Here is a 19118-nt window from a genome sequence, read left to right as displayed (position 1 = left end):
GCATGCGCCTCAAGCCCTGCGAACACGTCCCCGCGGAGATCGCCGCGCCCCACACCCTGCGCGGCTGCGAGGAATGCCTCAAGACCGGCGACAGCTGGGTGCATCTGCGCCTGTGCGTGCACTGCGGCCACGTCGGCTGCTGCGATTCGTCGAAGAACCGGCATGCCACGCGCCACTCGCAGACCGAGGGCCATGCGGTGATCCAGTCGCTCGAACCGGGCGAGGACTGGATGTGGTGCAACGCGCACGAGCGACAGGTGGGCTGAGGCGCGCGCCGGTCATTGGCCATGCGGCGCACGCCCGCGCGGCCGTCTGTATATGCTGGCTGCCGCGCCGAAGAGCCCCTCTTCGCCGCCCCCATCCAGACCGGAGACTCGACAACATGCCCGAACCGAAGACCATCGAGGTCTATTCCTGGCCCACGCCCAACGGCCACAAGATCCACATCATGCTCGAGGAGTGCGGCCTGCCCTACCGCGCGCATCCCATCGACATCGGCAAGGGCGACCAGTTCGCGCCCGACTTCCTGCAGATCAGCCCCAACAACAAGATCCCCGCCATCACCGACCCCGACGGTCCCGACGGCGCGCCCATCTCGCTGTTCGAATCGGGCGCCATCCTCGTCTACCTGGCCGGCAAGACCGGCCAATTCCTGCCCCAGGGCGACCGCGCGCGCTACGACGTGCTGCAGTGGCTGATGTTCCAGATGGGCGGCGTCGGCCCCATGCTCGGCCAGGCGCATCACTTCCGCCTCTACGCGCCCGAGAAGATCGCCTATGCCATCGACCGCTACACCAACGAGGCCAGGCGCCTCTACGGCGTGATCGACAAGCAGCTGTCGAAGCACAGCTTCATCGCCGGCCCCGACTACAGCATCGCCGACATCGCCATCTTCCCGTGGCTGCGCAGCTGGCAGAACCAGGGCATCACCCTCGAGGACTACCCGCGCCTGAAGGACTGGTTCGACGGCATCGCCGAGCGCCCCGCCGTGCAGCGCGGCGTGAAGGTGCTGGCCGATCTGCGCAAGCCCATCACCGACGACAAGGCGCGCGAAGTGCTTTTCGGCAAGACCCAGTACGAGAAGCGCTGAGACCGCCTCATATTCGGGCTAGAATAGAAGGCTTGTCGGGGTGTAGCGCAGCCTGGTAGCGCATCTGGTTTGGGACCAGAGGGTCGAAGGTTCGAATCCTTTCGCCCCGACCAAGAATCTTCTTTCCTGCTTTGCTTTCTGTTCCGCCTGGAATCTGCCCGTAGCTCAGTTGGATAGAGCACCTGCCTTCTAAGCAGGTTGTCGGGGGTTCGATCCCCTCCGGGCAGGCCAATCTCAAGCCTGCTTTCTTCTTGCAGGAACTCCCTCTCCGAGCGCAGCGCCCTGACGGCCGCCTCGAAAAGCTACCGCTTTCCGCAACGTTCCAATGCCGACTGGACCGAGGCGCGAGGCCCTGGCTGCAGGGGATGATCCATGCGAAAGCTCATTTCATAGGGCGTCCCGAAGCCATCGCTCGCCACGGGCGTTTTCGAATCGGCGCCCGCTGCGCACAGCATCTCGATCAGCTCGATATTCGGCCAGAGCGAGAACGCAGTGATATGAAGCGGGGTCATTCCGTATAAAAGCCTGTGGGCCCGCCTCGGGTCCGCACCGCGCTCGAGCAGAAGTGCCACGATCCGATTGGCACCCCAGTCGCTCCCTGACCATCCGGCCCAGCTGACAACGTTCAGCAGCGGCGTGTTTCCATACTCGTCCTCGGCTTCGATGTCGGCGCCCGCGTCGATGGCTTGGCGCGTTCTTTCGAGGAAAGCATCGACGGTTTCCGGGTTGGTCACTGTGGCTGGGCGATCGAAATGGAGATCGATCAGTCGCGGCCGGCCTGCGGCGCCCCCTGGTCCTTGAGCGTACGAATCCAGAGCGGTACACGCCGCTGCAATCGTGAAGATGAGGAGCGCAACGACGAACGGCCACGGTCTGCGCGCTCTACGCACCGAAGGGCACGCATTGGCCGATATCGAAGGAATCACTCTGCGCCCCTGGCAATGAAGAGCGTCCAGTCTATGAATGACGCCAGCAACGACTGTCAGCTTGCTCGACAGGTACCGAAAGCCTGTACCTCGGGTTGCGCCGCATGATCCAGCGCCATCTCACCTCCCGGGTTGAAGCATGCGGCCACGCTACGATGAAGCGATGCCCCTCCACCGAAACCGACACGCCATTGCCCTGCTATCTGCCGCGGCCCTCGCGAGCGCCTGCAGCACGCCTTCCGATCGTCAAGCCGATCAAACTGTGGGCACGACCAAACCCCAAGCCACCACCCTCTCCCCCGCCCAAGCCCTGACCCCGCAAGCCCAAGGCAAACGCATCCACTGGAGCGGCGGCATCAACGCCATCGAAGCACAGGAAGGCGCTCGCCAGTGCTTCACCCTGCTGCACGCCACCTTCGATGCACAGAACGTGCTGCAGTGGCCCCGCGACGAACAGCAGTTCATCGCCTGCGGCGCGGGGGACTACGACCGGGACCTCGTGGCCCTATACACGCTGGTGAGCTTCGACGGCCGCGTGGCCGGGCAGCGGATGTTCCTGGGCAAGCCGGTGCCGGTGATCGAGATCGAGGCCTTGTACAGGCACTCCGACTGCGTGCAGGGCGACGAAAAGATTCCCGCGTGCTACTCGGGCTTGCTGCAGCCTCGAAAGCCCTGACAGCGCGCCGAATCCGAAACGGGCTTGCGCGCGTATCAATGGCGCGTCATGGCAACGAGCATTCCCGCTCCGCGCGGACATCGAAGACGCGGGAGACCCATGAAAGCTTCGATCCGCCTCGCGCGCCAACCCTGGATGTTCGGCGCCCTGCTCGGCAGTGCCGCGGCCTGGGCTCAGCCCGTCCACCTGCCGCCCATTGAAGTGAGTGGTCCGCGCGACGCAGCCATCGGCACGGCCGACAGCGCGAGCGAAGGCGCGGTGGAGAAAGCCTCGTTCCAGGCCCGCCCCAAGCTGCGCCCCGGCGACATCGTCGAGGCCGTGCCCGGCGTGGTCGCCACCCAGCACTCGGGCGACGGCAAGGCCAACCAGTACTTCCTGCGCGGCTTCAACCTCGACCACGGCACCGACTTCGCGATCACCGTCGACGGCATGCCCGTCAACATGCCCTCGCACGGCCATGGCCAGGGCTTCGCGGACCTCAACTTCCTGATTCCCGACCTGGTCTCGGGCGTGCGCTACCGCAAGGGGCCCTACTTCGCCGATGGCGGCGACTTCGCGCTCGCGGGCACGGCATCGCTCGACTACGTGAGCGCGCTCGATGCGCCCTTTGCCGAAGTCACGCTGGGCGCGAACAACTTCCGCCGCCTGCTCGCGGCCGGCTCGCGCACCGTGCAGGACCAGACCTGGCTCGGTGCGATCGAGCTCGAGGGCAACAACGGGCCCTGGGACACGCCCGAACGGCTGCGCAAGGCCAACGCGGTGCTGCGCTATTCGCAGGGCTCGCCGGTGCGCGGGCTCAGCATCACGGCCATGGCCTACCAGAGCCGCTGGAACTCCACCGACCAGATCCCCGAGCGGCTGGTCGGCAGAGGCGAGCTCTCGCGCTTCGGCTCCCTCAACACCACCGATGGCGGCAAGACGCGCCGCCTCAGCCTGTCGGGCAAGTGGTTCGACAACAGCCCCGAGGGGCAGACGCAACTGAGTGGCTATGTCATCGACTACCGCTTCGATCTGTTCTCGGACTTCACCTACTTTCTCAACAACCCCGAGCAGGGCGACCAGTTCGAGCAGACCGATCGTCGTCGGGTCTTTGGGCTGCAGGGCACGCACAGCCGTCCCAACCAAATTGGAGGGCTCGATGGCGTCCTGAGCTTCGGAGGCAGCTGGCGCGGCGATCGCATCGGCGAGGTGGGCCTGTACAACACAGCGGCGCGCGAGCGGATTTCGACCGTGCGCAACGACAAGGTTCAGCAGGACCTGTTCTCCGTTCACACCCAGCAACTCGTGAACTTCAGCGAGCGCTGGCGCGGTTACGTGGGCCTGCGCGGCGACCTGCTGCGCTACGACGTGCAGGGGCGCGAGCCGCTCTATGGCCCGGTCAACAGCGGACGCGGCCACGACTCCCTCGTGAGCCCCAAGGCCGGCCTGGCCTTCACCGTGACACCCGCCCACGAGCTCTACCTCAACGTCGGCACGGGCTTCCACAGCAACGACGTGCGTGGCGCGACGATCAATGTCGACCCGACAAGCGGCCTGCCCGCCGAGCGCGTGCCCGCGCTCGTGAAGGGGCGCGGTGTCGAGATCGGCTGGCGCTTCCAGCCCGATGAAGACTTCAGCCTCACCACGGCGCTGTGGCAGCTGCGGCTCGATTCGGAGCTGGTCTATGTCGGCGACGCCGGCACCACCGAGCCCGGCCGCGCCAGCAGCCGCCGCGGCATCGAGGCCACGCTGCGCTGGAAGCTCGGTTCGCGCTGGCGCTTCGAGGCCGATGCGGCGATCTCGCGCGCGCGCTTCCGGGGCCTGGCGCCCGAGGGCGAAGGCAACTACATCGACAACGCGGTGGAGCGCGTGTTCGCCGCGGGCGTCATCTACACCGAAGGCCCGCTGACGGCCTCGCTTCGCCTGCGCTACATGGGCCCGCGCGCGCTCGACACGCTGAACACGGTGCGCTCGCGCGCCACCACGCTGCTGAACTTCGGCGCGCGCTATGCGGTCAACAAGCAGCTCACGCTGGGCCTGGACGTGTTCAACCTCGCGGGCCGCAAGGGCAACGACATCGAGTACTTCTACGCCTCGTGCAGCGCGGGCGAGGTGGCGCGCGGTGCCTGCGGCGACGGCATCGACGGGCGCCACATCCATCCGATGGAGCCGCGCAGCGCGCGGGTCAGCGCGCGCTGGACCTTCTGAACGAAAGAAAGCGCGCGCCTTGCCTCGAGATTGAATCTGTATCGTGGCCCGGCCCGTAGTTGCAGCAGTCGATGCGCAATTCGCGCCGGCATCCTCACCAGGAGTACTCGCATGAAGAACAGATTCAATCGCATGGCCACGGTCGCCTTGGCCGTCTCGCTGAGCTTGGGCTCGTTCGCCGCGCTCGCGCAGGTCACCGTCGGCGGTGCACCGATGTATGCCACCAAGGACATCATCGACAACGCTGTGAATTCGAAAGACCACACCACGCTCGTCGCCGCGGTCAAGGCAGCGGGCCTGGTCGAGACGCTGAAGGGTCCAGGCCCGTTCACCGTGTTCGCGCCGACGAATGCAGCCTTCGCCGCCCTGCCCGCGGGCACTGTCGATACGCTGCTGAAGCCCGAGAACAAGACGATGCTGACGGGCATCCTGACCTACCACGTCGTGCCCGGGAAGATCGATGCGGCCGCGCTGACCAAGATGATCATGGACGGCAAGGGCTCGGCGACGCTCAAGACCGTGGCCGGCGGCAGCCTCACGGCCAAGTCCAGCGGCGGCAAGGTCATGATCACCGACGAGAAAGGCGGTTCCGCGACCGTGACCATCGCCGACGTGTACCAGTCGAACGGCGTGATCCATGTCGTCGACAAGGTGCTGCTGCCCAAGTAATCCATCGCGCACCCGCCCGCGCAAGCTGCGTGGGCTGCTCGAAACGCTCCGGAGCCCCGACATCGATCGGGGCTTTTTTTTCTTTCACGCCATGCGGCCGCGCCGCCGCCCGCTCAGGCGAACGGCAGGATCTTCACGTCGAACACGCGCTCGCAGAACCAGATGGCCGCCACCGCCACGGCCACGACCGAGCCGCCGCGCAGCACCACCGGCGCATAGCCGCGCCAGCCACGCAACGACAGCAGCACGACCAGTGCCACGGCCACCACCATGAGCTGGCCCGCTTCCACGCCGAGGTTGAACTGCAGCAGCGCGAGCACGAAGCCGCGCAGCGGCAGGTCGAGTTCGCCGAGCGCGCCCGCGAAACCGAAGCCGTGGATCAGGCCGAACAGGAAGCTGAAGAGCTTGCGCCGGCCGCGCAGCAGCGGCCGCAGGTTGTCCACGGCCGCGAGGATGATCGTGATCGCGATGCCCGGCTCGACGATGCGCGGCGAGAGACTCACGATCTTCAGCCCGGCCAGCGCCAGCGTGATCGAGTGCGCGATGGTGAACATGGTGACGATGCCGAGCATCGGCCAGATCGCGTCGCGCCAATGCCTCACCGGTGTCCAGCCGCCATCGCCGCGCCGCAGCAGCACCGCGGGCAGCAGCAGGCACAGCAGGAACAGGATGTGGTCGTAGCCGATCAGGATGTGATGGATGCCGTCGCGGAAGAAGCCGGGGCTGTCGCTCTCGGCGTTCGCGGCGGGCGTGGAAGGCCCCGCCGCCGCGCCCGGCCATGGCAGCGTCACGCTGCCGGCGGCGGGATCGAGCGAGTGCACTGCGGGCGAGGCACCGCCGTCCGAAGCGAGCCGCAGCAAACCGCGATGCGTCGGATCGATCTCGCGAAACAACCGGTAGTCGATCTCGAGCGTGGACCCCGTATCGCATCGCGCGTGCAGTTGCAGCACGAGGTAGGCACCGTCGACGCGGTCCTCGATCGCCGGCGGCTGGGCCTCGGCCAGTGCACACCGGCCCTGCTGCAGTTGGAGCCGCGCGAGCGCATAGGCACGGATGTCGTCGAGCCGCGAGCGCACCTCGCCCCAGCGCAGCCGACGGTCGCCATCGCGATCGAGCTCGAGCGTCGCATCGAGATCGCGCAGCGCGATGTCCCAGCGCAGATCCAGGCCCTCGGCATCGCGCTGGATCTGCAGGTAGGCATCGCTCGCCTTGTGGGCACGTGCGGCACCCGGCGCGAGCGCCAGGAACAGCGCCAGCACGAACAGCAAGGCGGTGGCCAGCCCGGCGCGGCGACGTTCAGGGAATGGCATCGACACGTGCGTCCTTCAATCCGATCTCGCGCATCAGCGCCTTCGCTTCATCGCGCGCGGCCGCATCGCCGGCGGCCGACGCCGCACGCGCGAACACCAGCAGATCGATCGGTTCGCGCTGCAGGCGCACATTGAGGCGGGCCAGTTCGACGGCGCGCTTCGCATCGCCTTGCACATCGAGCGCGAACATCGCCTCCTCGCGTGCGTGCTGTGCGGTGGTGCCGGGCCGCAGCGCGGCGGCCTCGAAGCGCTCGCGCAGTTCCTCGGCTTCGGGGACCACGGCACGCGGTGCCTGCGGCTTGCCCGCCTGCGTGTGCGCAATGGCCAGGCGCAGCAGCACCGCATCGCTGCGCGCTTCCTTCGCGAGCAACGAGGGGATCTCTCCGGAGCGACCCGCACGCTGCAGGAAATCGCTGTACGCCAGCAGCAGATAGCCGGAGCGCTCGGCCGCGAGCGCCTTGCGGTACGCGGTATCCGCCTCGGCGGGCCGGCCCGCGAGCTCCTCGATCTCGGCGATCGAGGTCCACAGCCATTGCCGCGTTCCGGCCTGTGGCGCACCGGCCAGCGCGGGGTCGGCCAGCAGGCCTCGCAGCGCATCGCGCGCGGCGGCATGGTTGCCGCGCAGGCCCGCGTTCTCCGCCAGGCAAGCCACGCCATAGAGCGCCGGCCCCACGCGGCCCAGCGCACGGCAGGCGGCATCGGACTGGTCGTAGCGCCCGCGCACGCGCAGCACGGTCGCGAGCGTGATCCAGCCCTGGGGATCGGCGGGCCGGCGCGCCAGCGCCGCTTTCAACAGGGTTTCGGCGCCATCGAAATCGTGCAGGAACTGGGCCACGGTGGCGCGCATCACCAGCACCGCGGGCGGCGTCTGCGCGATGGGCGTGGCCTCCCAGGCCTGCAGAGCGGCCACGGCTTGGCCGGCATAGCGCGCATCGCCCTGCGAGCGCGCGAGGTCGAGGTAGGTGGTCGCGGCCTCGATCGCGGTGGCCTCGTCGCCGGGCCGCTGGGCCAGCTCGCGGCGCAGCTTGCGTTGCGCATCGAGCCAGCCGGCGATCACGGGCAGTTTCTCGACCACCTCGTCGTCGCTGGCCGGCACCCGGGGCGCCGCGAGCGCCACCCCGGCCGTACCCAGCAGCAACAACCACAGCGCCGCCGCGCGGGCCAGCCGGTTCGCGGCCCGCCGCGCGGCACGCTGCGCCTGCTTCATTGCGTGGCGACGGGGTCCTTGGTCTCCGACGTCGGCGCCGGATCGAAGGCGGCCACGTTGGCCGGCTCCGCCGTGTCGAGCACCGAGGCGACCAGCGACTGCACGTAGGCAATGAAGCTGTCGTAGGCGTCGGCTTGCGGCGGCGGGTTCTCCGGCGGGTTGCCGCTCACCGGCGGGAACGGATAGAACACGGCGCCACCGCCGCCGCCCCCGCCGCAGCCGGCGAGGAAGGCGGTCACCAGCAGCAGGCCGGCGATGCGAGGGATGTTGCGGTTCATGCCGGCATCCTCCTCAGCGCGCGGCCGAGGCCGAGGTCGAACCCGGCAGCGGCGTGTTGAGGTACGGGAAGGCGTCGGGGAACTGCGTGGGGCTCTGCGCGGTGCCATCGGTCAGAGGGGCACCACCCGCGGGCGCGTCGGCCGGCTTGCAGCCGACCTTGAAGGTGTCGTTGGCACCCGTGGCCACGCACAGCACGCCCATCGCCACGCGCAACTCGGCATCGACCACGTCGTCGCCCGGCCGGCGTCCGTTCGGGAAGCCCGCGTTGTCGCCGCCGAGCACGCCGAGGTTGCTCTGGTTCGCCTTCACCGTCGGCGCGATGGACGTGTTCAGCCGCAGCATTTCCGACGCCTTGACGTTGGCCGGCTTGTTCACGCCCTCCACGCCCGTGAGGAAGGCCGCGACCAGGTCGGTGCGCGGGAAGTTGGTGGGCGCGGGCGCCGAGAACAGCGTCTGCACCAGCGCCGGCAAGGTCGGGTTGGTCACGTAGTCGGCGAACTGCGCATCGTCCTGCGGCTTGGAACTGTTGAAGCGGTCCTTGTCCTTCAGGCCGATCACCACCTCGTTGACCAGCGGCATGCCCAGTCGCGAGACCTGGGCCCAGGCGCCACCGTTGATCGCGGTGGTGCCGTGGCCGCTCTTGGGCGGGCTGGCGATCAGGCGGCCCTGGCGCACGCTAGCCGTGGTCCAACCCCCCACGATCGGATGGCCGGCGGTCGTGATGCACGAGATCGGCACCTCGAGCGCCATCGTCGTCACGTTCTTGTCGGCCAGCGCGTCGGGGTTGGCCGAGCTCGAGCCCAGCGGATTGAGGTTGATCAGGTCGAACACCTGGCCCAGGGCCACGCTGAACGGGTCCTTGCGCTGGCCGACGAACACGCGGCCCTGCGTGGCGCAGCCCGGGATGTTGACCGTGTAGAGGTGCTGGTTCGCATAGCTGGCGTAACCGGTCGGCCCGCCGAAGGTCTTGTCGCCGATGTTGTCGGTGGGCTTGTCGAACTCGGTGCCGCCGCCGGCCTTGGTCACGGCCTCGACCTTGCCCTTGCGGCGGTCGCCGCGCACGATGTTCAGCGTGAAGGTCTCGCGCAGGTTGCTCGTGGCCTGGTTCGGCCCGCTGATGCCACCGGCCTGCACCAGCGGGATCGACACCTGCTTGCCCGCGATCGGCAGCTGGATGTCGCGCAGCGTGTTCTTGAACCTGAACTGGAAGGTGATGTCCTCGACCGCGTTGCCGTCGGTGTCGAGGTGGATCTCGTACAGGCCGTTCGGGTCCATGGTGAAGTAGTTGGGACCGCCGTACGGGCTCTGGTCGGGCTGGTAGTTGGCGATCAGCGTCACAAAGTCCTGGCGGCCGGCTTCGTAGCTGCGGAACATGTAGAAGTCCGTGGCATCGAGCTTGGGCATGCCCGCGATCGACGGTGCCTCCCGGTGGCTGGATGCGATGGCACCCACGGCGGTCACGGCACTGAGCACGAGGACACAGGCCCTTGCGGGCGGTAGGGAGAATCTCATCGGCATCACCTCGGTGTAAATGGTGGATTCGGCAGGCACGACTCGTCCGACGCGAACGTCGGCTCTGGATGAGTACGGGCCGCGAGTTCAACCGGATGTGATTTTTTTACCGAGGGTTTTCACCGCGCCGCGCGGGCGTGGAAGTGCTATTCGCGCGGCCCCGCGAGGGCGCGCGCGGTCTTTCCTTCCGTCACCGAAATGCCACGGACTCAGCGGCTCGCGAACACGAGCACCGAGCGCCCCGTCGCCAGATAGTCGCCACGCGCCGCGTCATCGCCCACGCCCAGTGCCGGGTCGGCACTGTCGAGCACCAGCGTCCACGCGCCGGCCGGCGCGGCCGGCAGCGTGAAAGGCACGGCCTCGTGCCAGGCGTTGAACACCAGCAGCACGCTCGCGTCGTGCGCCGCCACCGGAATCGCCGACACCGGCGCGCGGCCGTCGAGCAGCAGCGCGAACGAGCGCGTCTGCGGGTCGTCCCAGTGCGAGGGCTGCATCTCCTCGCCGGCCGGCGTGAACCAGGTCGAGTCCTTGGCGCCGATGTCCTCGAACCAGGCGCCGGCCAGGAAACGGTTGCGCCGCAGCACCGGGAACTCCTTTCGCAGCGCGAGCAGGCGGGCCGCAAATTCGCTGAGTCCACGCCCCGCTTCGCCGCCGGCCGCGGCCCAGTCCACCCACGAGATCTCGTTGTCCTGGCAGTAGGCGTTGTTGTTGCCCTGCTGCGTGCGGCCGAACTCGTCGCCGGCCAGCAGCATCGGCGTGCCCTGCGACAGCAGCAGCGTGGCCAGCAGGTTGCGCTGCTGGCGCGCGCGCAGCGCGAGCACGGCCTCGTCGTCGGTGGGGCCCTCGACGCCGCAGTTCCACGAGCGGTTGTCCGAATGACCGTCGCGGTTGTCCTCGCCGTTGGCCTCGTTGTGCTTGTCGTTGTAGCTCACGGTGTCGGCCAGCGTGAAGCCGTCGTGCGCGCTGATGAAGTTGACGCTGGCCCAGGGCCGGCGCCCGCGGTGGTTGAAGCGCTCGCCGCTCGCGGTGAGGCATTGCGCGAGCTTGCCCGCGGTGCCCTCCTCGCCCTTCCACCAGGCGCGCACGGTGTCGCGGAACTGGTCGTTCCATTCGGCCCAGCCGGGCGGGAAGCCGCCGACCTGGTAGCCGCCGGGGCCGATGTCCCAGGGCTCGGCGATCAGCTTCACGCTCGAGAGCACCGGGTCCTGCCGGCAGCTCTTGAGGAAGCCGCCGCCCTCGTCGAAACCGTGCGGCTCGCGCGCGAGGATGGTCGCGAGGTCGAAGCGGAAGCCGTCCACGCGCATCTCGGTCACCCAGTAGCGCAGGCTGTCGGTCACCATCTGCAGCACGCGCGGATGGCTGAGGTTCACGGTGTTGCCGGTGCCGGTGTCGTTGATGTAGTAGCGCGGCGTGTCGGGCAGCAGCCGGTAGTAGCTCGCGTTGTCGATGCCCTTGAACGAGATCGTGGGGCCGAGCTCGTTGCCCTCGGGCGTGTGGTTGTAGACCACGTCGAGGATCACCTCGAGGCCGTGCGCATGGAAGCGGTCGACCATGTGCTTGAACTCGTCGATCTGCGGCCCGTCCATGTAGCGCGGATCGAGCGCGAAGAAGCCGATGGTGTCGTAGCCCCAGAAGTTGGTCAGGCCCTTCTCGAGCAGCGAGGACTGGTTCAGGAACATCTGCACCGGCAGCAGTTCCACGCTGGTCACGCCGAGCGCGCGGATCGGCGCCAGCACCTCGTCGCGCGCCATGCCCGCGAAGGTGCCGCGGAACTGCTCGGGCACCTGCGGATGCTGCATGGTGAAGCCGCGCACATGGGTCTCGTAGAACACGGTCTCGGGCCAGGGCACGCGCAGCGCATCGGTCTGCGTCCACTCGAAGCGCGAGTCGACCACCACGCACTTGGGCACCAGCGGCGCGCTGTCGCGCTCGTCGAAGCTCAGGTCGCCGTCGGCATGGCCCACGGTGTAGCCGAACAGCTCGGGGCCCCACTTCAGCGTGCCCATGTAGGCCTTGGCATAGGGGTCGAGCAGCAGCTTGTGGTGGTTGAAGCGATGGCCCTTCTCGGGCTCGTAGGGACCGTGCACGCGCAGGCCGTAGCGCGCGCCGGGCTGCAGGCCGGGCACGAAGCCGTGCCAGATCTCGTCCGTGTACTCGGGCAGGGTGACGCAGCCGACCTGCGTGATGCCGGCCTCGTCGAAGATGCAGACGTCGACCCGCGTGGCATGCGCCGAGAACACGGCGAAGTTGACGCCATCGCCGTTGAAGCTGGCGCCGAGCGGGTGCGCGGTGCCTTCGAGTACCGTCAAGGGGGTCGGAACGTGAGGGGTGTCGGCCATGGCGTATGGGTGATCGGGCTGGGGTTTGTGGGAAGGGACGGCAAAGTCTCCGTGCCCCCCGTGCCCGCGTGCGGCAGCACTTGGCGCAGCCTCGCGTAGGCGGCGCGCCCGTCATCCGGCCACGCCGGCCACGCCGGCCGGCGGCTCATAATGCGGCCCGTCGCCGGACCCGGAACCCCGGGGTCCCTGCCCGAGTCCACCACGGCTCCCTTGCAACCGCACTCCTCTCCCATGACCGACAAAGAACGCCTCGACTACCTCCAGGGACAAGTGGCCGCGCTCAAGAGCTTCTGCCTGGCCCTGATGTCCTCGCACCCCAATCCCAAACTGCTGTTCGACCGGATGGAACGATTCGGCAACCAGCAGGCGGGCATCCTGCTGGGCCAGCCCACGTCGGATGCGCTGCTGCAGGGCGCCGATGCCATGCGCGACCAGCTGCTGGCATACGCCAGGGAACTGCAGGCGGCGATCGACAAGAAGTCGGAAGCCGACAAGGCCTGAGGCCTTCGTTGGCCGCCAGGCCCTGGCTCGGGCCTGCGCCTACTGCGAATTCGCGGGGGTCGAGGTCTCGAACTCGATGCCGCCGACGAACTTCTGCAGGAAGTTGTAGATCAGGCAGCCGATGGCCACCGCGCAGTAGGCGAAGACCAGGTACATGAGCGGCGCGAGCAGCAGGAGCAGCAGCGACGGCCCGCTCTTGCCGGCCGGCTGCACCAGCGCGAACAGCAGCGCGAAGGGCACGAGGAACACCAGCGAGGTGGCCGCCATCATGACGCCGAACACCTTGCCATTCTGATGCGGTGAGAGTCGCGAGATCTGTTGTTTCATGGGGCGGCGCCTCCTCGCGCCTGGGTTCGAAATCGAACGGATAGCGTACCAGCGCGGGCCCGGCGGCGACGGTGTTACGCTCTCGGGCGCCCTCCTGCCCGCCCCCGTGCAGGCAGTGGAGGCCCAGCCACCCGCGGCCCGTCCGCCACGCAAGGAAGCCAAGGCCACGGCCTGCAGCGCAACCTTCCCCGACATTCCATTTCCATGTCCACCTCCACCCCGATCACCTCCTCCCGCACGCTGTCCTACGTCGCGCTCTTCGCCGCGCTGATCGCCGCCCTGGGCGCCGTTCCGCGCATCGACCTGGCCCTGGGCGTGCCGATCACGCTGCAGACCCTCGGCGTGATGCTCGCGGGCTGCCTGCTCGGCCCGCGCCGCGGCTTTCTCGCGGTGGCGCTGCTGCTCGTGGGCGTGGCGCTCGGCCTGCCGCTGCTGTCCGGTGGCCGCGGCGGACCGGGCGCGTTCGTGACGCCCTCCGCGGGCTTCCTCGTGGGCTGGCTGTTCGGCGCCTTCGCCTGCGGCTGGATCATGCGGCGCTTCGCCGCCGCGCGCGGACGCACGCTGTTCGCCGCGGCGCTGGCCGCCTCGTTCATCGGCGGCATCGTCGTGGTCTACCTGTTCGGCATCGCGGGGCTGTCGCTGGTGGCCCACCTGCCGCTGCAGAAGGCGGCGCTCGCGAGCCTGGTCTTCGTGCCGGGCGACCTCGTCAAGTGCGTGGTGTGCGCGCTGGTGGTGCAGACGGTGGCACGCGGCCTTCCGAGCTGGCGTCTCGATCGCGACTGATGACCGGCCCGGCGCCCGATTTCCGGACCGTCCATGCGCCGCTCGCCTGGTGGGCGCGGCACACGCCCGATGCGCTCGCGCTCGACGATGGCCACACGCGACTGAGTTTCGCCGAGCTCGCGGCACGCGTGGCGGCCGAAGCTGCCGCATTGAACGAGGCGGCCACGCCGACGGTCGCCTGGGCCAGCGCGAGCGCCTCTCCGGCCGACCAGCTCGCGAGCTTCCTCGCGATCCTCGCGAGCAACCGCACCGCGGCCGTCGGCGATCCCGACTGGCCGCAGCCCGTCAGGGACAAGGTGCAGGCGCGCATGGCGCAGCACCTGGGCGCGGCCGCCGACATCGAGGAAGCGGACGCGAGCACGCCCTTCTACATCGGCTTCACCTCGGGCAGCACCGGCGTGCCCAAGGGCTTCCGGCGCACGCACGGATCGTGGACCCACAGCTTCGAGATCTGCGTCCAGAGCTTCGGCCCCGCCACCGGCACCACCGTGCTGGTGCCGGGACGGCTCTCGCATTCGCTGTTCCTGTTCGGCGCGCTGCTGGGCCTGTGGACCGGCGCGGGCATGCGCCTGCAGCGCCAGTTCTCGGCGGCCGCCGCGCTCGAGACGCTGCAGCGCGGCCTCGCGGGCAGCCTGGTCGCGGTGCCCAGCCAGTTGCTGCTGATGCTCGAGCATGCGCAGCGCCACGGCGTGGCGCCCGTGACGGGCACGCGCCTCGTGATGATCAGCGGCGCCCCGTGGCCGCGCGCGCGCACCGCGGCGCTGCGCGCGCTGTTTCCCGAGGCACGCATCATCGAGTTCTATGGCGCGTCGGAAACCTCGTTCATCGCCTGGACCGACAGCGACGAGGCGCTGCCCGACGACGTGGTCGGCCGGCCCTTCGCCAACGTCGAGCTCAGGATCGAGCCGCCCCTGCCCGGACTGATCTACGTGCGCAGCCCGATGGTGTTCAGCGATTACGTGACGCTGACGGCCGAGGAAGACGGCACCGCGGTGCTGCGCGACGGCGACTGGCTCTCGGTGCGCGACATGGGCCATGTGGACGAGGACGGCTTCCTGCACCTGGTCGGCCGGCAGCAGCGCATGCTGCTCGTGCAGGGCAAGAACCTGTTCCCCGAGGAAGTCGAGAACGTGCTGGCCGGGCATCCGGCCATCGCGGCCGCCTCGATCCAGGGACTGCCGCATCCGCTGCGCGGCATGGAGGCCGTGGCCTTGCTCGCGCTGTCGGCAACGCTCTCCCGCGAGGAATTGCAGGCCTGGTGCCGTGACCGGCTCGAACCCTTCAAGCTGCCGCGGCGCTTCTACCGCGTCGACGCCTGGCCTCGCACGCCGAGCGGCAAGACGGATCACGCCGCTCTCGCGCGACAGTTGGCCGATGCGTCCGCGGCGCCATGGAGCCGGCTGTGAATCCACCCGTGATCCTGGGCTGGGCTCGCAGCGCGGTGGTACCGGTCGGCGGTGCGCTCGGCGCCCTGGCGGCGCACGAGATCGGCGCGCCGGTGCTGCAGGCCTTGCTGGCGCGCTCCGGCGTTCCCGCGCAAGCGGTCGATGCGGTCGTCGCCGGCAACGCGCTGGGCGCGGGCGGCAATCCCGCGCGCATGGTCGCGCTGGCGGCCGGCCTGCCGGACCGCGTCGCCGCGCTGTCGGTCGATACCCAGTGCTGCGCGGGCCTCGATGCCGTGACCCTCACCGCCGGCCTGCTGGCCAGCGGCAATGCCGCCATCGCGATCGCGGGCGGCGTCGAGGCCTGGAGCCGCGCTCCCATCCGCCAGCATCGCCCGCGCGATGCCGGCGAGGCGCCCGTGCCCTACGACCGTCCCGCCTTCGCGCCCGATCCGGCGCGCGATCCCGACCTGCTGCTCGCCGCAGCGCGCCATGCCGCGCTGCATTCGATCGGCCGCGCGCAGCAGGATGCTTTCGCCGCAGAAAGCCATGCGAAGACGCTTGCATGGCGCGAACGCATGTCGCGGGAGATCGTGCCCATCGGCGATGCCACGCACGACAGCTATGCGCGCGAACTCACGGCCTCGCGCATGGCGCGCATGCCGATCGAGGCGGTCGCCGACATGCTGTCCGACCCGGTCGTCGCCCACGAGACGGCCGTCAGCCGCCTCGCGATCGCGCCGCGCGCCGACGGCGCCGCCTTCGTGCTGCTCGCCACGCCACAGGCCGCGGCCGCGTTGAAGATCGCGCCGCGCTTCCATTGGCTGGGCGGCACCTCGATCGGCGTGGCGCCGGAGATGCCGATGCTCGGCGCCTCCACCGCCGCCGACGCGCTGCTGCGCCGTGCCGGCCTCGATGCGGGCGCGCTCTGGGGCGCGGAGCTGCACGAAGCCTTTGCCGTGCAGGCGTTGTCTTTCATCCAGGCATTGGGTTTGCAGCCCTCGCGCCTGAACCGCGGCGGCGGCGGCCTGGGCCGCGGGCATCCGATCGGCGCCTCGGGCGCGGTCAGCCTGGTGCGCCTGCTCGCCGACATGCAGCACGATGCCCCATCGGGCGCGCACGGCCTCGCGGCGATTGCCGGCGCGGGTGGTCTGGGCGCGGCGGGGCTGGTGCAGCGGCTCTAGCTAGCGCATCACGCGGAAGAAGTCGTCGAGCGGCCGCCGCGCGGTCCGCACGGCGTTCTCGGGCGCCTGCGGATCGGCATAACCCAGCGCCAGGCCGCAGACGACGTGGTGCTCATCGCCCAGCCCCAGCGTCGAACGCACCAGGCCCGGATAGGACGCGATCGCGCCGATCGCGCAACTGCCGATGCCCTGGGCGTTCGCGGCCATCATCAGCGCGAACAGGCACATCCCCAGGTCCATGTAGCAGCCGCTGCCCATGCGCGCATCGATCACCACCAGCAGCGCCACGGGCGCATCGAAGAAGCGGAAGTTGCGCTCGAACTGCGCATCGCGCGCCGCCCGGTCCTCGCGTGCCGCGCCCAGCGCGCCATAGAGCGCCTGCGCCGCCGCGACCTGGCGCCGGCGCAGGCTGTGGGGCATCGGGCGCGGGAAGTAGCTGTAGTCCTCGGCTTCCTGCTCGCCGTTGCGGAATGCGCCCACCAGCGCCGCGCTCAGGCGCGCGCGGGCATCGCCTTCGAGCGAGACGAACTCGCCGGGCTGCAGGTTTGCGCCGCTGGGGGCACGGCGCGCCTGGACCAGGAGCTGCTCGAGGCAGCCCTCGGGCAGGGGCTGGTCGGTGAAGCCGCGGGTCGAGCCGCGTTGCTCGAGCAGCGTCTGGAGTGCGAGGGGGTCGGGGACGGAAGAAACGGCTGCCGGGTCGGAAGCGAGAAGGCTGTGCATGCCGCATTTTCGCAAGCAATGCGAAGCGACCGCCGGCGCGGAAGGAAGCAGCCGCGCCGAGCACCCCAGCGCTCGGATTTCACAAGGCCTTCGTATAGAGAAAGCGATCCTTCACCATCCAGACGATCGCCCCCTTCGGCTGCCTCGTCAACGACAGCATGAACCCTGGATCGTTCGGCTTCATCCACAGCTGCATGCCACCCGCCACGGTCGTCGGCGGGCCGAGGGCCGCCACGAGAAAAGCCTCGGCGTTCTCGACGCGCAGCGCCTCGAGCTTCGCCGCGAAGACCCGCTCCTCGGCCGTCATCGCCGCCAGGGCCTGCGCGTTCCTCGCCGCCGGCGACTGCCCCGGATCGAATCCGTAGAGCAGGCGATTCAGCACGCCGTTCGAACTCTCCACGCCCAGAATGCCCATCAGCTCCTCGAAGTAGCCCACCGCGCGCTCGCGTTCCTCGGTGTCCTCGTTCTCCCAGGCGGGATAGGCGGCCTTGAACGCGGCCATGAGCTTCTCCTTGGGATTCGGCCGGTCCGCGAGCGGCTGCAACTGCACGGCCAGCGCATTGATCGTGGCCTCGAAGCGCAGGCGCTCCGGCTCGTTCATCGCGCCCGGGTACAGGGTTTCCGGCAAGAACTTCTTCTTGGCGATGAATGCGGACAGCGCCCGGGCCTGGGGGCCCGGCGGCGTGGAAGGCGAAGGTGGAGCGGCCATGGCGAGTTGACTGAAGAGGACGAGGGCGAGCAGGAAGACGCGCATGCCGCGCACCATACCTCCAGTCGATGCCGCCCGGCGTCCCCGCTTTCCCCACTCCCCGCATATCCATGCATGGATTTCTTCGTTGGTCCGGCACCGGCCGCTTCCTAGCATCGGCCATCCCTGTTCAGAGGCAGTTCCGCTGCCGGTCGCCATGTCCATCGAGAAGCTCTCCCCCTCCCGCGAATCCGCAACCGTCGCATTGCGCGCGCCCTCGCGCCGCGGCCTGCTGCAAACCCTCGTCTCGCTGGGCACGGTGGGCAGCCTCGGCGGGCTCGGCGCGGCCGCGCTCGTGGGCTGCTCGCGCGACGAGGCCAAGTTGGCCTCGGCCGACGCGCCGGCCATCGTCAAAAAGACCGGCGACAAGGTCGCGTTCAAGTACCCCGACAACCCCTCGTTCGACCTGATCTACCTGGCCGACCAGCTCGGCTACTTCGAGGGCACGAACACGCGGCCGCAGTACGTGGGCAAGATCGCGGCACCACAGATCATTCCGCTCGTGGGCACCGGCGAGATCGACTTCGGCAGCCGCATGGTGCCGCTGGTGATCTCGGCCATCGCCTCGGGCGCCGACCTCAAGGTGGTGGCCGCCGGCGGCAAGACGCTGCAGGAGGCGCCGCACATGAAGTACTTCGTGCGCAAGGACTCGGGCATCCTCCAACCCAAGGACCTCGAGGGCAAGACCATCGGCTTCAACAGCTTCGGCGCCTGCGCCGAGTTCGTGACCAAGAAGTACCTGCGCCAGCATGGCGTGGACGTGAACAAGATCAACTTCGTGGTGGTGCCCGACGAGCAGGCCGAGCAGACGCTGGTCACGCGCAACACCGACCTCGCGATCATCCACGCGCCCTTCTCGGGCCGCGCCGACCATGCCGACGCACTGGTGCGGCTGTGGAGCGACTTCGACCTCGACGGCGGCCTCGGCGGCATGGCGCCCTACAGCGCGCACGGCCGCTTCATCCGCGAGCATCCCGAGGCGGTGCGCGACGTGGTGACGGCACTGGCCAAGGCCGGCAACTGGGTCAACGCGAATCCCGAGGAAGCGCGCAAGCTGGTCGCCAAGCGCATCAACATGGACCTGCAGAACGTGGACCGCTACGCCTACGTCGAGGACCTGGTGGTGACCGAGCCGCCGATCGAGTACTACGTCGACATCCTGCAGTCCGAGGGCAAGATCCCGGCCGGCAAGGTGGCGGTGAAGGACGTCTACACCAACGAGTTCAACCCCTTCGCGCAGGCGCCCTCGCAGCCCGCCGCGGCGAAGACCTGAGCGGC

General features: G+C 69.1%; 19 protein-coding genes and 2 tRNA genes. 12 read left to right on the top strand and 9 right to left on the bottom strand.

All coding sequences use genetic code 11. The features are described from left to right. Positions 1-2 precede the first annotated feature (2 nt). The 4 genes from R0232_RS14370 (at position 3) to R0232_RS14355 (ending at position 1321) form a co-directional block, all read left to right on the top strand. Positions 3-266, top strand: coding sequence for a UBP-type zinc finger domain-containing protein (locus R0232_RS14370; protein ID WP_431512525.1), 264 nt, complete (start codon positions 3-5; stop codon positions 264-266). A gap of 116 nt (positions 267-382) precedes the next feature. Then, positions 383-1090, top strand: coding sequence for a glutathione binding-like protein (locus R0232_RS14365; RefSeq protein WP_431512524.1), 708 nt, complete (start codon positions 383-385; stop codon positions 1088-1090). A 36-nt stretch (positions 1091-1126) separates the two neighbouring features. Beyond that, positions 1127-1203 (top strand) — tRNA-Pro (locus tag R0232_RS14360). Positions 1204-1244: 41 nt separating this feature from the next. Next, positions 1245-1321: transfer RNA gene (locus R0232_RS14355), tRNA-Arg, on the top strand. 71 nt (positions 1322-1392) lie between these two features. On the opposite strand, the gene R0232_RS14350 is transcribed toward R0232_RS14355, so the two are convergent. Further along, a complete protein-coding gene (locus R0232_RS14350) occupies positions 1393-1824 on the bottom strand; it encodes an ankyrin repeat domain-containing protein (RefSeq protein WP_431512523.1) in 432 nt (143 codons plus the stop codon). Positions 1825-2179: 355 nt separating this feature from the next. Here R0232_RS14350 and R0232_RS14345 point away from each other — a divergent pair, with 355 nt between their 5' ends. From R0232_RS14345 to R0232_RS14335, 3 genes are all read left to right on the top strand, one after another. Continuing rightward, positions 2180-2692: a hypothetical protein gene (locus R0232_RS14345; RefSeq protein ID WP_431512522.1), complete on the top strand. Its 513-nt coding sequence runs from the start codon at positions 2180-2182 to the stop codon at positions 2690-2692. Between the two features lie 99 nt (positions 2693-2791). Further along, a complete protein-coding gene (locus R0232_RS14340) occupies positions 2792-4879 on the top strand; it encodes a TonB-dependent receptor (RefSeq protein WP_431512521.1) in 2088 nt (695 codons plus the stop codon). A gap of 111 nt (positions 4880-4990) precedes the next feature. Then, positions 4991-5548, top strand: coding sequence for a fasciclin domain-containing protein (locus tag R0232_RS14335; RefSeq protein WP_208507864.1), 558 nt, complete (start codon positions 4991-4993; stop codon positions 5546-5548). Positions 5549-5661: 113 nt separating this feature from the next. Here R0232_RS14335 and R0232_RS14330 read toward each other — a convergent pair whose 3' ends face one another. From R0232_RS14330 to glgX, 5 genes are all read right to left on the bottom strand, one after another. Then, a complete protein-coding gene (locus R0232_RS14330) occupies positions 5662-6858 on the bottom strand; it encodes a HupE/UreJ family protein (protein ID WP_431512520.1) in 1197 nt (398 codons plus the stop codon). Beyond that, positions 6845-8065, bottom strand: coding sequence for a hypothetical protein (locus R0232_RS14325; RefSeq protein WP_431512519.1), 1221 nt, complete (start codon positions 8063-8065; stop codon positions 6845-6847). Before R0232_RS14325 ends, R0232_RS14330 begins: the two co-directional genes overlap by 14 nt. After that, a complete protein-coding gene (locus R0232_RS14320) occupies positions 8062-8343 on the bottom strand; it encodes a hypothetical protein (RefSeq protein ID WP_296789143.1) in 282 nt (93 codons plus the stop codon). The genes R0232_RS14325 and R0232_RS14320 overlap by 4 nt, the downstream gene beginning before the upstream one ends. 13 nt (positions 8344-8356) lie before the next feature. Next, positions 8357-9856 carry a DUF4331 domain-containing protein gene (locus R0232_RS14315; protein WP_431512518.1) on the bottom strand — a complete coding sequence of 500 codons (1500 nt, stop codon included), beginning with the start codon at positions 9854-9856 and terminating at the stop codon, positions 8357-8359. 209 nt (positions 9857-10065) lie between these two features. Further along, positions 10066-12195, bottom strand: coding sequence for a glycogen debranching protein GlgX (glgX, locus tag R0232_RS14310; RefSeq protein WP_431512517.1), 2130 nt, complete (start codon positions 12193-12195; stop codon positions 10066-10068). Positions 12196-12426: 231 nt separating this feature from the next. Here glgX and R0232_RS14305 point away from each other — a divergent pair, with 231 nt between their 5' ends. Continuing rightward, the gene (locus R0232_RS14305; protein WP_431512516.1) at positions 12427-12696 is read left to right on the top strand and encodes a hypothetical protein; all 270 of its coding nucleotides are present in this window, start codon (positions 12427-12429) and stop codon (positions 12694-12696) included. Positions 12697-12735: 39 nt separating this feature from the next. Here the strand turns inward: R0232_RS14305 and R0232_RS14300 are convergent, their stop codons facing one another. After that, entirely contained in the window at positions 12736-13023 is a 288-nt protein-coding gene (locus R0232_RS14300) for a hypothetical protein (RefSeq protein ID WP_431512515.1), read from the bottom strand. A 204-nt stretch (positions 13024-13227) separates the two neighbouring features. Here R0232_RS14300 and R0232_RS14295 point away from each other — a divergent pair, with 204 nt between their 5' ends. From R0232_RS14295 to R0232_RS14285, 3 genes are read left to right on the top strand one after another with little or no spacing between them, the layout of a single operon-like run. Then, the gene (locus tag R0232_RS14295) at positions 13228-13806 is read left to right on the top strand and encodes a biotin transporter BioY (RefSeq protein WP_093342518.1); all 579 of its coding nucleotides are present in this window, start codon (positions 13228-13230) and stop codon (positions 13804-13806) included. Continuing rightward, positions 13806-15212: an AMP-binding protein gene (locus tag R0232_RS14290; RefSeq protein WP_431512514.1), complete on the top strand. Its 1407-nt coding sequence runs from the start codon at positions 13806-13808 to the stop codon at positions 15210-15212. The genes R0232_RS14295 and R0232_RS14290 overlap by 1 nt, the downstream gene beginning before the upstream one ends. Continuing rightward, positions 15209-16372, top strand: coding sequence for an acetyl-CoA C-acyltransferase (locus tag R0232_RS14285; protein WP_431512513.1), 1164 nt, complete (start codon positions 15209-15211; stop codon positions 16370-16372). The genes R0232_RS14290 and R0232_RS14285 overlap by 4 nt, the downstream gene beginning before the upstream one ends. On the opposite strand, the gene R0232_RS14280 is transcribed toward R0232_RS14285, so the two are convergent. Continuing rightward, a complete protein-coding gene (locus R0232_RS14280; protein WP_431512512.1) occupies positions 16373-17092 on the bottom strand; it encodes a nitroreductase family protein in 720 nt (239 codons plus the stop codon). A 79-nt stretch (positions 17093-17171) separates the two neighbouring features. Then, entirely contained in the window at positions 17172-17846 is a 675-nt protein-coding gene (locus R0232_RS14275; RefSeq protein ID WP_431512511.1) for a DUF4844 domain-containing protein, read from the bottom strand. A gap of 151 nt (positions 17847-17997) precedes the next feature. On the opposite strand from R0232_RS14275, the gene R0232_RS14270 reads away from it, so the two are divergent. Continuing rightward, the gene (locus R0232_RS14270) at positions 17998-19113 is read left to right on the top strand and encodes an ABC transporter substrate-binding protein (RefSeq protein ID WP_431512510.1); all 1116 of its coding nucleotides are present in this window, start codon (positions 17998-18000) and stop codon (positions 19111-19113) included. Positions 19114-19118 lie beyond the last annotated feature (5 nt).

This window comes from Variovorax sp. DAIF25, assembly GCF_050711835.1.
GTDB lineage: Bacteria > Pseudomonadota > Gammaproteobacteria > Burkholderiales > Burkholderiaceae_C > Variovorax.
This window is presented reverse-complemented; position numbering and strand designations above follow the sequence as displayed.

Bases quoted from the DNA above. Each gene is read 5' to 3' on its own strand.
- R0232_RS14320 (WP_296789143.1), bottom strand. From the start codon at position 8,343: ATGAACCGCAACATCCCTCGCATCGCCGGCCTGCTGCTGGTGACCGCC.
- glgX (WP_431512517.1), bottom strand. From the start codon at position 12,195: ATGGCCGACACCCCTCACGTTCCGACCCCCTTGACGGTACTCGAAGGC.
- R0232_RS14305 (WP_431512516.1), top strand. From the start codon at position 12,427: ATGACCGACAAAGAACGCCTCGACTACCTCCAGGGACAAGTGGCCGCG.
- R0232_RS14330 (WP_431512520.1), bottom strand. From the start codon at position 6,858: ATGCCATTCCCTGAACGTCGCCGCGCCGGGCTGGCCACCGCCTTGCTG.
- R0232_RS14335 (WP_208507864.1), top strand. From the start codon at position 4,991: ATGAAGAACAGATTCAATCGCATGGCCACGGTCGCCTTGGCCGTCTCG.
- R0232_RS14275 (WP_431512511.1), bottom strand. From the start codon at position 17,846: ATGCGCGTCTTCCTGCTCGCCCTCGTCCTCTTCAGTCAACTCGCCATG.
- R0232_RS14300 (WP_431512515.1), bottom strand. From the start codon at position 13,023: ATGAAACAACAGATCTCGCGACTCTCACCGCATCAGAATGGCAAGGTG.
- R0232_RS14365 (WP_431512524.1), top strand. From the start codon at position 383: ATGCCCGAACCGAAGACCATCGAGGTCTATTCCTGGCCCACGCCCAAC.
- R0232_RS14270 (WP_431512510.1), top strand. From the start codon at position 17,998: ATGTCCATCGAGAAGCTCTCCCCCTCCCGCGAATCCGCAACCGTCGCA.
- R0232_RS14280 (WP_431512512.1), bottom strand. From the start codon at position 17,092: ATGCACAGCCTTCTCGCTTCCGACCCGGCAGCCGTTTCTTCCGTCCCC.
- R0232_RS14325 (WP_431512519.1), bottom strand. From the start codon at position 8,065: ATGAAGCAGGCGCAGCGTGCCGCGCGGCGGGCCGCGAACCGGCTGGCC.
- R0232_RS14370 (WP_431512525.1), top strand. From the start codon at position 3: ATGCGCCTCAAGCCCTGCGAACACGTCCCCGCGGAGATCGCCGCGCCC.
- R0232_RS14345 (WP_431512522.1), top strand. From the start codon at position 2,180: ATGCCCCTCCACCGAAACCGACACGCCATTGCCCTGCTATCTGCCGCG.
- R0232_RS14315 (WP_431512518.1), bottom strand. From the start codon at position 9,856: ATGAGATTCTCCCTACCGCCCGCAAGGGCCTGTGTCCTCGTGCTCAGT.
- R0232_RS14290 (WP_431512514.1), top strand. From the start codon at position 13,806: ATGACCGGCCCGGCGCCCGATTTCCGGACCGTCCATGCGCCGCTCGCC.
- R0232_RS14295 (WP_093342518.1), top strand. From the start codon at position 13,228: ATGTCCACCTCCACCCCGATCACCTCCTCCCGCACGCTGTCCTACGTC.
- R0232_RS14340 (WP_431512521.1), top strand. From the start codon at position 2,792: ATGAAAGCTTCGATCCGCCTCGCGCGCCAACCCTGGATGTTCGGCGCC.